11 protein-coding genes are annotated in these 12,451 nt (G+C 58.8%); 4 read left to right on the top strand and 7 right to left on the bottom strand.

From position 1 onward, the window contains the following. Window positions 1–55 precede the first annotated feature (55 nt). Complete coding sequence (locus tag A8C75_RS16890) at window positions 56–1,453, bottom strand: DUF4139 domain-containing protein (RefSeq protein ID WP_067385100.1); 1,398 nt, start codon at window positions 1,451–1,453, stop codon at window positions 56–58. Between the two features lie 82 nt (window positions 1,454–1,535). Then, window positions 1,536–3,536, bottom strand: a complete 2,001-nt coding sequence (locus A8C75_RS16885; RefSeq protein ID WP_067385097.1) for an SUMF1/EgtB/PvdO family nonheme iron enzyme — start codon at window positions 3,534–3,536, stop codon at window positions 1,536–1,538. A gap of 459 nt (window positions 3,537–3,995) precedes the next feature. Between A8C75_RS16885 and A8C75_RS16880 the strand changes: the two genes are divergently transcribed. Beyond that, window positions 3,996–4,535: a hypothetical protein gene (locus A8C75_RS16880; RefSeq protein ID WP_157890317.1), complete on the top strand. Its 540-nt coding sequence runs from the start codon at window positions 3,996–3,998 to the stop codon at window positions 4,533–4,535. 74 nt (window positions 4,536–4,609) lie between these two features. Here the strand turns inward: A8C75_RS16880 and kdsA are convergent, their stop codons facing one another. Together kdsA and A8C75_RS16870 are read right to left on the bottom strand one after the other, a co-directional pair. Further along, window positions 4,610–5,458, bottom strand: a complete 849-nt coding sequence (gene kdsA, locus A8C75_RS16875; RefSeq protein WP_067385091.1) for a 3-deoxy-8-phosphooctulonate synthase — start codon at window positions 5,456–5,458, stop codon at window positions 4,610–4,612. Between the two features lie 124 nt (window positions 5,459–5,582). Beyond that, window positions 5,583–5,999, bottom strand: a complete 417-nt coding sequence (locus A8C75_RS16870; protein WP_067385088.1) for a hypothetical protein — start codon at window positions 5,997–5,999, stop codon at window positions 5,583–5,585. 168 nt (window positions 6,000–6,167) lie between these two features. On the opposite strand from A8C75_RS16870, the gene A8C75_RS16865 reads away from it, so the two are divergent. Beyond that, window positions 6,168–6,692 (top strand): HugZ family pyridoxamine 5'-phosphate oxidase, encoded by a 525-nt coding sequence (locus A8C75_RS16865; RefSeq protein ID WP_084784280.1) that lies wholly within the window; start codon window positions 6,168–6,170, stop codon window positions 6,690–6,692. A 517-nt stretch (window positions 6,693–7,209) separates the two neighbouring features. Here the strand turns inward: A8C75_RS16865 and A8C75_RS16860 are convergent. The 3 genes from A8C75_RS16860 to A8C75_RS16850 form a co-directional block, all read right to left on the bottom strand. After that, entirely contained in the window at window positions 7,210–8,136 is a 927-nt protein-coding gene (locus tag A8C75_RS16860) for a hypothetical protein (RefSeq protein ID WP_067385083.1), read from the bottom strand. Then, window positions 8,136–8,708 (bottom strand): LemA family protein, encoded by a 573-nt coding sequence (locus A8C75_RS16855; RefSeq protein ID WP_067385080.1) that lies wholly within the window; start codon window positions 8,706–8,708, stop codon window positions 8,136–8,138. Before A8C75_RS16855 ends, A8C75_RS16860 begins: the two co-directional genes overlap by 1 nt. A gap of 89 nt (window positions 8,709–8,797) precedes the next feature. Further along, a complete protein-coding gene (locus A8C75_RS16850; protein ID WP_067387464.1) occupies window positions 8,798–9,007 on the bottom strand; it encodes a DUF2788 domain-containing protein in 210 nt (69 codons plus the stop codon). Window positions 9,008–9,445: 438 nt separating this feature from the next. Here A8C75_RS16850 and urtA point away from each other — a divergent pair, with 438 nt between their 5' ends. Together urtA and urtB are read left to right on the top strand one after the other, a co-directional pair. Then, on the top strand, window positions 9,446–10,744 hold the full coding sequence (gene urtA / locus A8C75_RS16845; protein WP_067385077.1) for an urea ABC transporter substrate-binding protein: 1,299 nt from the start codon (window positions 9,446–9,448) through the stop codon (window positions 10,742–10,744). 72 nt (window positions 10,745–10,816) lie between these two features. Next, entirely contained in the window at window positions 10,817–12,451 is a 1,635-nt protein-coding gene (gene urtB / locus A8C75_RS16840; protein WP_067385073.1) for an urea ABC transporter permease subunit UrtB, read from the top strand.

Below are 12,451 nucleotides of genomic sequence, written 5' to 3'. Positions count from 1 at the left end.
GAACAGGGGCAGTGGCTAATCTCGTCTTTCCCCTTGCCCCTGGTTTCCCCCTGAATCAGGGCGTTGGGTTCTTCAGCTTGACGCGAAAGCGCAGCATGGTTTTGTCCTTGGCGGGAATATCCAGCGTCCAGTGCGCCCGGCCTCCAAGACTCTCGCCCATGGGCTGGCTGGCGTGTTCCAGCGTCCAGGGCTGGGTGAAATTGACCGCCAGATTCAGTTGCTTGGCGTCACTGCTGCTGTTGCGCACCAGTACTTCGTACTCGGCCAGGTAGCTGTCATATTCCTTGCTGAGCAGCGTTTGCTGGCGCTCAACGCTCAGGTCAAAGGCCTCGCCAAGCATCAGCTCCACCGTCTGACCGGTGGCGGTATGATCAATCTGGCTGCCGCCGATAAACTGCAGTCGGCCGTCTTCATCCGGTGCAAAGGTGCGCACGGCGCCGCCCGGCAGCGGCGTCGTGTCGCCATTCTGGAAACTGAGCCAGCTTTGCGGTGCCGAGCGGTGGCGCTGGTTGTCCGGATGCGGCATGGCAAGAAATTCGTGGCGGTATTCCCGTGTGACCGGCAGCGCGGCTGTACTGACCAGTGGCAGCTGTTTTTGCTGCTGATCCAGCAAGCTGGTGCTGTTGGGCAGGGTGTAGAGCTGGTAGTCCTCAAAGGCGGCAGGTGCCGCTCCGCTATCGGCGGCCATGGACGCCATGGCGAGGTTGGCCTTGCGGTAGGACTCAGGTGCGGGCTGGTTCAGGGTGCCAGCCATCAGCTGGAAGTGGGCATTTTCAAAGTCAACGCCGCTGGAGTTGTGCAGCGTGGCAAGACCTTCAAGCGACATCTGGCTGCCGCCTTTATTGAGGGTCATGACATAGTCCATCTGCCAGCTCAGGCCACCGGTCAGGTAGCTGAATGTACCCTCGGCGGGGCTGTCGGTGCCCTGGCTGCGAAACTCAAGGCTTGGCTTGCTGCTCAGGTGCGCTGGCAGTGACGGGAAGATAAAGCGCCAGTCGGTGTTCAGCGGGATGCTTTCAATCTGGCTGTCACGTCGTACCAGGGCGCGATCTCCCTCAATGCTCAGCAGGGTGACAGGGGTGATGCTTTCGTCGCCACTGGCGGGGTTACGCCTGGCCAGCTGCAGCTCCTGGCCCAGGTAATATTGCAGCAGGGATTGATGGGACAGCAGGTTGGTGTTGAGATTCTGCTCAAGGATCTGACCTGCGCCCTTGATGGACAGGGTTTCGGTCTGCATTTGCCGGCTGACATCCTGAATGATAACCGCCTGGCCGGGCGCCAGAGCCGGCAGGGCTCGACTGTCCCGTACCAGCCCGAGGTTCTGGGTATAGACGGTCAGCGTCACGCCTTTCTGCGCGCTGGCATCAATGCTCAGCGGTGAGGGTGTTGCAGCGTACAGCTGAGTGCTCAGGGTCATCAGCAGAGCGACAGGGGCGCTATAGCGGGCTTTCATTAAACATGCTCCATGTTTTTGGGCAGGGGCGGGGATCTCCCGCCAGCCTGGCCCTTAGTGTCTTTGTCAGCGTAATTAGGGGTTATTGTTGCGACGGCAGCTCCGGCAGGTCCAGGGCAACTCGAAAACCCCAGCTGGATCTAGATCCTGCTGGGGGGTTGCGGTAACGGCTGGACGATCGCACCAGGCGACCTATATCAAACCAGGAGCCCCCGCGCATAACGCGGTACTCGCAGCCGCTTTGCTGGCGCGCAGACCCGTTGTTGGACGCATCCTCATGGTTGTCTGCATAACAGTCCTGCACCCACTCATCGACATTGCCATTGAGGTCAAACAGTCCCCAGGGGTTGGCATCCAGGCTGCCGACCGGCGCCGGCTGTTTGCCATCCCATTCGCTGCCGCACTCGTCACAGACCGCAAAACTGCGGCCAAGTTCATCCCCCCACCAGTACGGACCCTGGGTCCCGGCACGGGCCGCGTATTCCCATTCGGCTTCGCTGGGCAGGCGGTAGGGCTGCCCGGTTTCGCCGGCGAGCCACTGGGCATAGGCACTGGCATCCGACCAGCTGACATTGACCACAGGCTGGCGCCCCCGGCCCCAGCCATTGTCATCGGGCAGGGTTCGTCCGGTGGCAGCGGCAAAGCGGTCGTAGTCTTCAAACGTGACTTCGTGGCGGGCCAGGGCGACGCCGTGGCTGATGGTGACTTCGTGTACAGGCTTTTCATTGTCATCACTCTGGCGTGACTCTGAGCCCATCAGAAAGCGGCCGCGGGGCAAATGCACCATTTCAGGTCCATAGTCACCCTGTTCGAGCGCATCGAAGAAGAAACCGCCAGGCGTGGTGCGATCGCCGCGAACACGATCAGCAGCGGGCTTGTCCGCTGGCTGCACAGTACTGTCGCTCGACGCTGGCTGAGGACTGACGGGCGACTGATTCTTCAAGGCCTCGAGCGCCGTGGATAGCTCGGCGTTTTGTTCGGCCAGGCGCTGCAACTGCTGTTGTAGCGGATTAACGGCAGGTTGGCTCAGCCAGAGCCCGAACCAGATGCCAAGTACCAGTCCGCCCGCAAAGAGTGCGCCGCCGGCCAGGCGACTGAGAGTAAAGCAGCCTCTCAGGCGCCGGCGCAGGTTTTCAAAGCGGCTGCTTGTCGTTGTGCTCTCGGCGCTTTGCTGGGGTGTATTGGTGCTGTCCGGTCGCAGGGCCGCCGAAGGCTGTTCCGGCGGATTGAACAACTGCTGCACCCAGCGGGTGGCGCCCTTGGGGCGCTCGCCGGGCTCGGTTGCCAGCGCCTGCTGAAATAACGGCCACTGGGCTGGGGTGATTTTGCCGGGCCTGGTCTGGCTTTCGATATCAAGGAACTCTCCCGGAGCCTGCGCCGGCAGATTGCCGCTGAGCAGTTGCAGGCTGATCAGGGCAAGGGAGTACTGATCCGAGGGGATGCTTAGCCGGCTTGGGATATCGGTTTCGGGGGCCTGGAAACGCCTTGACCTGTCATCCGGGTTGCCGACAGCCTGCAGGGCTTCCTGGCTGGCGAAGCCGAACAGTTTCACGCCGCCCTGGCGATTGATAAAGACCTTGTCCGGACTCAGAGCGCCGTGGGGTTGTCGCAGTATCTGGTGCCCTGCGTCCAGGGCCTGCGCCAGCTGGCCGAGCAGTGCCCGTTGTTTCGCCTGCGCGAGCTTGCGTGCCTGACCGCGGGCGAACAGCTGTGCCAGGGTGAGACCATCGACGGCTTCATGGGCGCTGAACAGTTGTCCGCTTTTATCCAGAAAGTAGCCATAGCTCGCCAGTACATGGGGATGCTTCAGCGCCTTGCTCAACAGAATTTGCTTCTTGAAGGCATTTACAAAGGCGCTGTTGCCCAGCAGTGCCGGCTCTATTAATAGCAGGGTAACAGAGGTTTCCGGGCGGGTGCTCAGATCCCGGGCCTGCCAGAGTTCGCCCAGCGGGTGGGCATCAAGGCGTGCGCTGAGTTGAAAGCGATGATGATCGGGACCCAGTGTCAGGCCTTGTGTCAGCAGTGGATTGGATCTGTCCAGGTGCGCCTCCGTTTCGCCATTCTGTGCCGCGTGCCATGCCAAACTATGCCAAATGTCAGCTACCCATAATAGCGCAGGTTGTGTACTCGAATTCAATAGTTCAGTCGGGCGCTCGGCACTTGTCTTTAGGCATTGTGCCTATGCCGGCCAGGCAGCCGTTGTGGTATTGTTCCTCGCATAGATAGAGGCAAGAAACCCTGCTGGCAGGGAGCCTTATTTCGATATCGGCACATTGAGGTGCCGGTGTGTATTCACTCCGGTGTCCGAAGGGCTGCTATTGCAGTTGCCCGCCGGGGTTACAGGGATGTAGCGTAATGAATCACATCTGTTCCGGCATTTTTCCGGGGCGCTCTTTGCGTGCTTCGGTGCGGGGTTTCAACACCCTGCTGTCCATATGGTGTTCATGGAAAGCGTTAAATCCCCATGGACTCCATACGCCGCAGCGGCCCCCTGAAAATTTCCTAGCTGCGCGTAGCCTGAACCTCTGGCAAAGGGGGGGCTATGGCTAAGTTATATATGGTCTGTATCCCCATAGCGCTGTTTTTTTCAGGTCTGTTCTATTTTAATGTGCCCGATAGTTTGGTTGGCATTTACGGTCCGTCTTCGGCGGTCAGCGCGCTGGAACAGGAGTATGCCCAGGCGCTGGCGGAAACAGAGACTCTGCAGCAGCGGCTGTTGCAGGATGCGCTGCTTGATCCGACCGACGAACAGGAGCCTGCGGCGGCGGGGGCTGCGCTCTATGAGTGTGATAATTACAACATAGTGGTGCTCAATAACTGCCATTTCGCCAAGCAGATGGCCGATACCGGTGTCATCTACACCGTTTTCCCGGGAAACAGTACGACCTATGGCGTAGTGGATGTGGCTGACGCCATCATTAACTTTTTGCCGCAGGACGAACTGCCGATAGCCGTCAGGCGCAAGCTGGACGGCTTTCTGCCGACGCTGGAAATGTGTCGCCGAACACCCAGCACTACTACGGCACAGAGTCCCTATCTGTTAAGTGCGACCTTGCAGGATATGCTGCAGCGCAATCTCTAGGTTGCAGAGCAAATAAAAAAGCGTCCATCAGGACGCTTTTTTATTTGCTCTGCTTCCAGTCCCTGGCGGGTGACTCAGGCAGAGGTGTCCAGTGCCGCGAAGCTTTTGACCAGATCGTCCACGGCCTTCATCTGTGCCAGGTAGGGCTCGAGCTTGGCCAGGGGCAGGGCGCAGGGGCCATCGCACTTGGCTTTTTCAGGGTCGGGGTGGGATTCAAGAAAGAGCCCGGCGATACCCTGGGAGAGGCCGGCGCGGGACAGCTGGGCGACCATGGCACGGCGGCCATCGGCGGAGTCGGCACGGCCACCCGGCATCTGCAGCGCGTGGGTAGCATCGAACATCACCGGATAGCCGAACTCCTTCATGATGGTAAAGCCCAGCATGTCGACCACCAGATTGTTGTAGCCAAAGCTGCTGCCACGCTCGCACAGAATCAGCTGATCATTACCGGCTTCTTCACACTTGTGCAGAATGTGCTTCATTTCGTGGGGGGCCAGAAACTGCGCTTTCTTGATATTGATTGCAGCCTGGGTTTTGGCCATGGCGCTGACCAGGTCCGTCTGGCGTGACAGGAATGCCGGTAGCTGGATAATGTCGCAGACTTCTGCCGCCGGAGCCGCCTGATCGGGCTCATGGATATCGGTAATCAGCGGAACATTGAAGGTACTTTTTATTTCCTGCAGGATTTTCAGGCCTTCATCCAGACCCGGGCCACGGAACGAACCCAGGGACGAGCGGTTGGCCTTGTCGAAGGACGCCTTGAATACATAGGGAATGCCGAGCTTGGTAGTGACTTCGACGTAGTGCTCAGCGATTTTCATCGCCAGGTCGCGGGATTCCAGCACATTCATGCCGCCGAACAGCACCATGGGCTTGTCGTTGGCGATCTCGATTTCACCTACGCGAATGACTTTCTGCTGCATTGTTTCCTACCGTAGCCGGAGTTCTTTGGAAGACGTTACTGATCCGTGTAGCCGTAACCTTTTGAGGAGCGCCTCAATAAGACGCCAGGGATCCGAGTTTGATCAGTCTGCCTGAAAGGCCCGATTATAAGTTATTCGATGGGAAAAGTGCGGCATATTTGGCGATCCATTCCAGGGCGGCTTCGTCTTCGCTCAGGCTGCGGCCCTGCTGCTCCTGTACCCATTGGCGGTAACGGCGGATATGGCAGACCTGCTCGAACATGCGCATGCGCTGGGCGTGTTCGTCGCTGGTGAAGCGGATATGCAGCTCATAATGGTCCAGGTGGGCGCGGCACCATTCGATTTTGCCGGTTATGGCTGCGGCATGGGCAAGATCACCGGTACTGATGCTGACCTGCTGTCCGGTTGCGAGCATGGCGGCCGAGCGGCACAGTAGCCCAAGTGGCATGGACAGGTGTGCGCTATCGCAAACGGCTTCGACGACCTGAAGCTCGAGGGGGATCTCGTCGGGGTGGCGGATAAAACGTTGCTGGTTGCGCATAACAACCTCCGCAGATCAGATGACTCAAGGCCCTTGTCTCACCACTAAGGGAGTCTGTGTTCCCTTGTGCTTGTCCAGTGGCGCCCTTGTACCTAGAGTATATCGGCCAGGGTGAAAGTAACCTGAACAGAGTTTTGTAGCTTTTATTCAATAATGTCGGGTAGTCAGATGGACTCAATACAACAGCAGGCGGAAGCAGGCTGCGCGGCCCTGATCGATTCTCAGGCCACGCTATCACTGGCTACGGTGGCCAGCGATGGGCGGGCGGATATCAGTTATGCCCCCTTTGTGCGGGACGGGCAGGGGCGTTTCTGTATCTTCGTCAGTGCGCTGGCGGCCCACACCGGCAACCTGCTGCGCGAGCCTGCGGCCTCGGTGATGCTGATTCAGCCGGAATCTGAGGCGAGCAATCTGTTTGCCCGCGAGCGTTTGACGTTACGCTGTTGTGCCGAAGAAGTTCAGCGAGGAACTGTCGATTACGAGTCGATTTTGCAGCAGATGCAGGCGCGTTTCGGGCCGCTGATCGCGCAGCTGAGAGGTCTGGGGGACTTCCATCTGCTGGCGCTGGTACCGCAATCAGGCACCTACGTTATGGGCTTCGGGCGTGCCTATGAGCTGGATGTGCACAGCGGTGAGCTGCGCCATATTGATGCTGACCGGTTGCGCCAGCGCTTAGCAGGGGAAGCGGACTAGCAGCCTGTCCGAGAATGCTGGCCGTAGCGAGAGACGGCTGATTTGAGTGGTTTTTTGCGGTGTTTTAAGGTGATAAATCACAGGGTAGCCGCTTACCAAAGCGTTAGTGCGTCCACAGGGCAAGCTACAGGGATGGAGTGGCTCACTTCTATGTATATAGCGATCAATGAAACATGGCGGCGAACCGCCGCCTGGTGCAATTCGCTTGGGTAAACGGTGCGATTCGCTTCGCTCATCAGCACCTACAAAAGCCGCGGGTTCCAGGCCTGGAGATCCCACCGATATGGCAGCGCGGCTCTTGCTTCCCCCTTATGAAGACGGCGAGCACTGGCGTCAGTGTGCGATCAGGCCCGTAGGGGCGAGACAGGGATTATCAGAAAGTCACTGTCGTTAGCTGTATTGCGGATCTCGGCGAAGGATGCCCCTCCTCCTCGATGGCTAGGGCCAGAAAGTGTTACTCATGTCATTGAACTGAGTATTGTCAGAGAGCCTCCTAGTCACGCATCAAGCGGCTGCGTTACAGCGCCTGCAGCATTTCGCCGGCGATCCAGCTGGCAACAAGCAGGGCCACAAAACAGCCGTAGGCGAACCAGCGATAGCGTTTGGCCAGTTTTTCTTCATCGTAGCTGGAAAGCAGGTAGGGTTGATCCGACTCGTCCGGGCGCATCAGTACATGCACCGTGGGCAGTGTCTGCAGTTCTTTCTGGCGTTGCATGATTTGGTTACGGGCCTGGATTTGTACTTGCTGCCATTCATCCGCCTCCAGCTGGCCGTTGCAGTTGCCGTCAAAGCGCGCCAGTAGCTGCTGATAGTCGGCTTTCCACTGGCGAATAAGCTCGCCGACTTCCCGGGTCTGATCCAGCTGATCGCGCCCGCCCCCCAGGCTGTGGAACCGGCCCAGGGCATAAATGCTTTCGTATTCCAGTATCAGCTCTTCCAGGTAGCGGTAGCGGCTGCCGCCAAAACTGATATTAAAGCGCATGCCGGGGTTGTGCTGCGGTGGCCCGCCTGTGGGCATGGGGGTGCGGCCATGCCAGCGCTTGCGCACCTGCGCCTTGATTTCGGCCCCTTGCGGGTCTATCTGACAGATACCGCTGCGATCATCCAGCTGGAACCATTCGTCCGAGGTGCCCTCGCGCTCGCACACCCAGCGGCGGTTCTTGCCGCTGCCTTTTTCCTTTTCCACCTTGTAGTGATACCAGACGCATTCACGCCCGGTGAGAGGGGAGTGGAGCAGACCGCCGGGGCTTGGCAGGGCCTGGCCCTGCAGTTCGACATACCCCTGGTGGGCTGACTGCACCCGGGCGGTTGGGGTGTCTGCGATCAGACGGTAGCGTTTGAGAAAACGAAAGCCAAACCAGAAGCCAGCCAGAATAACGCCACAACTGATCCCCAGAGATATCAGGACTTCGTGCAGTTCCAGCGAGCTTGTATCCAGCAGCATTAGCCGAACAGTGCCTTGATATTGACGTCGGCTTTCTGCTCGTCTTCGAATTCCAGCAGGTCCGCGGCCTTGAAGCCGAACTTGCCGGCAATCAGGGTATCGGGGAACTGCTCGATGCGGATGTTATTGAGGTTCACCGACTCGTTGTAGAACTCGCGTCTGTCGGCAATGCCGCTTTCAAGTCCGGTGATGCGTGCCTGCAGGTGCTGGAAGGACTCGCTGGCCTTGAGGTCGGGATAGGCCTCGGCCACGGCAAACAGATTGCCCAGGCCGAAGCGCATCTGGGTTTCGGCCTTGCCCACGGCCTTTATATCCTGGGCTTCGCGCGCCTGGGCCACGGCGTTGCGGGCCTGCATCACGGCTTCCAGCGTCTGCTGCTCGTAGCCCATGTACTGCTTGCAGGTTTCAACTAGCTTGGGCAGTTCGTCATGGCGCTGCTTGAGCAGCACGTCGATATTGGCCCAGGCCTTGGAAACATTGTGCTTGAGGCGAACCAGGTTGTTGTACAGCGAGATGCCATACAGCACCAGCAACACGGCGGCGGCCAGCAGAATCAGGGTAATCGGATCCATGAACGTCTTCCTTGCTTGATGACCAGAACACTATAGCGCACGAGTTTGCCGGATTGGGCGCTGCGGCTTGGGCGAGTCCGGGAGCGGACTCAGATATGGCCACCGCCCATCATCTCGACCACCAGCGTCTTGACGAGAAAGGCGGCCAGCCCGAGGCCGAGGGCGCCAAAAAGTATGAAGGTGCCAAATTTGCCGGCGTTGGACTTCTTAGCCAGGTCATAAATGATGAAAAATACAAAGGCCGCGAACATAACCAGGCCAATGTTCAACGCAAGAGATTCCATTTCAGCCAGACGCACGTATTTGCTCCCAAGGCCAGGGCCATAATTTGGTCGCAGATTGTACAGCATGAAAGGGCGCCAGAAAACGCATGGATATCTGGTTTGGTACGGGCTTGGGCCGCGCTGCGCCAAGGCGAAGGAAAAGGGCTCAGAAAGGGTGCAAGGCTGGGGTGAGTGCGGCGCACTTTTGCTGTGAATGGGCCTGGCCCTGTTGTGGGGCGCGGCCGCCGTGCGGTGTGCTTCTTTGTGGTGCGAAGCTTCGCTGGTGCGTAAAACCGTGCGCGATGAAGACGCATTGTGGCACAGGGATGCCGCTTTTCTGGATGTGGTTCGAGTTAGGTTGTGGGCCGCCCGGTCCCGTATCTGGGCGTTATTTAAAAACTGGCACCACCTTTGCAGTAGGTCTGGTCGCATGTTTCAGACTGACACACTTTAAATGGCAAGGGGTGACTGTAGATGAAAACCAAGGCTTCCAAATCCGCCGTGATCGGGACTCTGTCCGCGCTGGCGCTGTCTGTGTCCATGAATGTCGCGGTTGCGGCAGAAGACACGATCAAGGTCGGTATCCTGCATTCCCTGTCGGGCACCATGGCGATCAGCGAAACCACGCTCAAAGACACCATGCTGATGCTGATTGAAGAGCAAAACAAGAAAGGCGGCCTGCTGGGCAAGCAGCTGGAAGCGGTGGTGGTGGATCCCGCGTCCAACTGGCCGCTGTTTGCTGAAAAAGCGCGCGAGCTGATCGAGAAAAACGGTGTGGATGCCATCTTCGGTGCCTGGACCTCGGTGTCACGCAAGTCCGTACTGCCGGTGGTGGAAGAACTCGACAGCATTATGTTTTACCCGGTGCAGTACGAAGGTGAAGAGTCTTCCAAAAACGTTTTCTACACGGGGGCTGCGCCCAACCAGCAGGCCGTGCCTGCAGTGGATTACCTGATGAACGACCTGGGCGTCGAGCGCTGGGTACTGGCGGGCACCGATTATGTTTACCCGCGCACCACCAACAAGATTCTGGAAGCCTACCTCAAGGCCAAGGGCGTGGCGGCTGAAGACATCATGATCAACTACACGCCTTTCGGTCATTCCGACTGGCAGTCCATCGTGTCTGATATCAAGAAATTCGGCGCCGAAGGCAAGAAGACCGCCGTGGTGTCCACCATCAATGGTGATGCCAACGTGCCGTTTTACAAGGAACTCGGCTCCCAGGGCGTTGCTGCCGGCGATATCCCGGTTGTTGCCTTCTCCGTGGGTGAGGAAGAGCTGTCCGGTATCGACACCGCGCCTCTGGTCGGCCATCTGGCGGCCTGGAACTATTTCATGAGCGTGGATAGCGACACCAACGACAGCTTTATTGACGGCTGGCATGCCTACACCAAGGATGATAAACGCGTCTCCAACGATCCGATGGAAGCCCACTATATCGGCTTCAACATGTGGGTCGAAGCCGTGAAAAAGGCGGGCACGACTGATCCTGCGGCGGTGCAGGAATCCATCATTGGTGTGGCTGTGCCTAACCTCACCGGCGGCTACTCCACCATGATGCCCAACCACCACATCACCAAGCCGGTGATGATTGGCGAGATTCAGGATGACGGTCAGTTCGAAGTGGTTTGGCAGACTTCAGGCACTGTGGCGGGCGATGCCTGGTCTGACTACCTGGAAGGCTCCAAGGACATCATCTCCGACTGGCGTGCACCGCTGTCCTGCGGCAACTACAACACCAAAACCGCCAAGTGCTCGGGTCAGAATTTCTGATTTGAGCTGAAGTGCCGTGACGGGGCCTGGCACTAGCCTGGCCCCGTTTGACTGAACTGTTGGGAGAACAGCATGCCCGTCCCCAAGACTGTGGTCAGACTGCTACCGTTTATTGCGCTCTGGATGCTCGTGACACTGGTGCTGACATTTTCGCTGGATGCCAAATCCGCCGAAAACGACACGACTCTGGCAGAAGTCAGTACGCTGCTGGTGAAAAAATTCGACGACAAGGCCCGCGCGGTAGCGCTGCTGGTCGAATCGGCTCATCCGCGCACCGAAGAAATCCTGCGTCTGATCCAGGAGGGCGAGCTTTACTACCGCAAGGACGACGATCGGCTGTTCAAGATCCCGGTGGCAGAGACCGGCGCTCAGGCAGTCGATCTGCTGGATGCATCGACGGTCACAATCGAGAAAACCCGCGATTTCAAAAAGGTCACGCTCAACAATCTGATGCGTGGCCAGATAGGTCTGGCACTGGCGGAGATCAGGCTCAAGTCTGCGGACCCGGCCCAGCGCGAGGCTGCCGTGCGCATGTTGCTCGGTGAGCTGAGTGATGACTCCGTGGCGGTGCTGCGCAAGCGCATCGGTGCGGAGCCGGTTGCCGCCGTGCGTGACCTGATACAGGTTGCCCTGGCGGTGAATGACCTGAAAAACGGTGATGAAGCCGCCCGTCTGCAGGCGGTTGGGCGCGTTCAAGGATCGCTGGAGTCGCCGGTACGCACGGCCCTGACCCAGGTAGCAGAGTCTGACGTCAGCCCCGTGGTCAAGCAGAAGGCGCAGCTGGCGCTTAACGGTATAGACGAGCAGATTCGCCTCTATGGCATGGTTGAAACCCTCTATTTCGGCATCAGCCTGGGCTCGGTGCTGGTGCTTGCAGGCATAGGCCTGGCCATTACCTTTGGCGTCATGGGTGTGATCAACATGGCGCACGGCGAGCTGATCATGCTGGGCGCCTACACCACCTACGTTGTGCAGCAATTGATGCCCAATCATCTGGGTGCCTCCATCCTGGTGGCGATTCCGGCTGCCTTTATGGTATCGGCACTGGTGGGTGTCGCTATCGAGCGCGGTGTCATTCGTTTTCTGTACGGCCGCCCGCTGGAAACCCTGCTGGCGACCTTTGGTATCAGTCTGATTCTGCAACAGGCGGTGCGCTCGGTGTTTTCGCCGCTGAACCGTTCCGTCTCCACGCCTGAGTGGATGAGCGGCATGGTCGAGATCAACCCGGTGCTGTCCCTGACCCTGAGCCGGCTTTACATCATCCTGTTCTGTCTGCTGGTGTTCGTGGCGCTGGTGATGGTGCTCAAGCGCACCCCGCTGGGGCTGCAGGTACGGGCTGTATCGCAGAATCGCGCCATGGCGCGGGCCATGGGTGTGCGCTCCAAATGGGTTGATGCCATGACCTTTGGCCTGGGTTCGGGCGTGGCCGGCGTGGCCGGTGTGGCACTGTCGCAGCTGACCAACGTGGGGCCCAACCTCGGCCAGGCCTATATCATCGATTCCTTCATGGTGGTGGTGTTTGGCGGTGTCGGTAACCTTTGGGGCACCCTGGTGGCGGGCTTGAGCCTGGGTATCGCCAACAAGGTACTGGAGCCCTGGGCCGGTGCCGTGCTGGCGAAGATTCTGGTGCTGGTGTTCATCATTCTGTTTATACAAAAACGACCGCGCGGGCTCTTTCCGCAACGCGGCCGTGCGGCGGAGGGCTGA

It is taken from the genome of Marinobacterium aestuarii (genome assembly GCF_001651805.1).
In the GTDB taxonomy this organism is placed as follows: Bacteria; Pseudomonadota; Gammaproteobacteria; order Pseudomonadales; family Balneatricaceae; genus Marinobacterium_A; species Marinobacterium_A aestuarii.
This window is presented reverse-complemented; position numbering and strand designations above follow the sequence as displayed.

Excerpts from the sequence above, each read along its gene's own strand:
- A8C75_RS16860 (WP_067385083.1), bottom strand. The coding sequence starts at position 8,136 with ATGCTGCTGGATACAAGCTCGCTGGAACTGCACGAAGTCCTGATATCT.
- urtB (WP_067385073.1), top strand. The coding sequence starts at position 10,817 with ATGCCCGTCCCCAAGACTGTGGTCAGACTGCTACCGTTTATTGCGCTC.
- A8C75_RS16890 (WP_067385100.1), bottom strand. The coding sequence starts at position 1,453 with ATGAAAGCCCGCTATAGCGCCCCTGTCGCTCTGCTGATGACCCTGAGC.
- A8C75_RS16865 (WP_084784280.1), top strand. The coding sequence starts at position 6,168 with ATGGACTCAATACAACAGCAGGCGGAAGCAGGCTGCGCGGCCCTGATC.
- A8C75_RS16855 (WP_067385080.1), bottom strand. The coding sequence starts at position 8,708 with ATGGATCCGATTACCCTGATTCTGCTGGCCGCCGCCGTGTTGCTGGTG.
- urtA (WP_067385077.1), top strand. The coding sequence starts at position 9,446 with ATGAAAACCAAGGCTTCCAAATCCGCCGTGATCGGGACTCTGTCCGCG.
- kdsA (WP_067385091.1), bottom strand. The coding sequence starts at position 5,458 with ATGCAGCAGAAAGTCATTCGCGTAGGTGAAATCGAGATCGCCAACGAC.
- A8C75_RS16880 (WP_157890317.1), top strand. The coding sequence starts at position 3,996 with ATGGCTAAGTTATATATGGTCTGTATCCCCATAGCGCTGTTTTTTTCA.
- A8C75_RS16870 (WP_067385088.1), bottom strand. The coding sequence starts at position 5,999 with ATGCGCAACCAGCAACGTTTTATCCGCCACCCCGACGAGATCCCCCTC.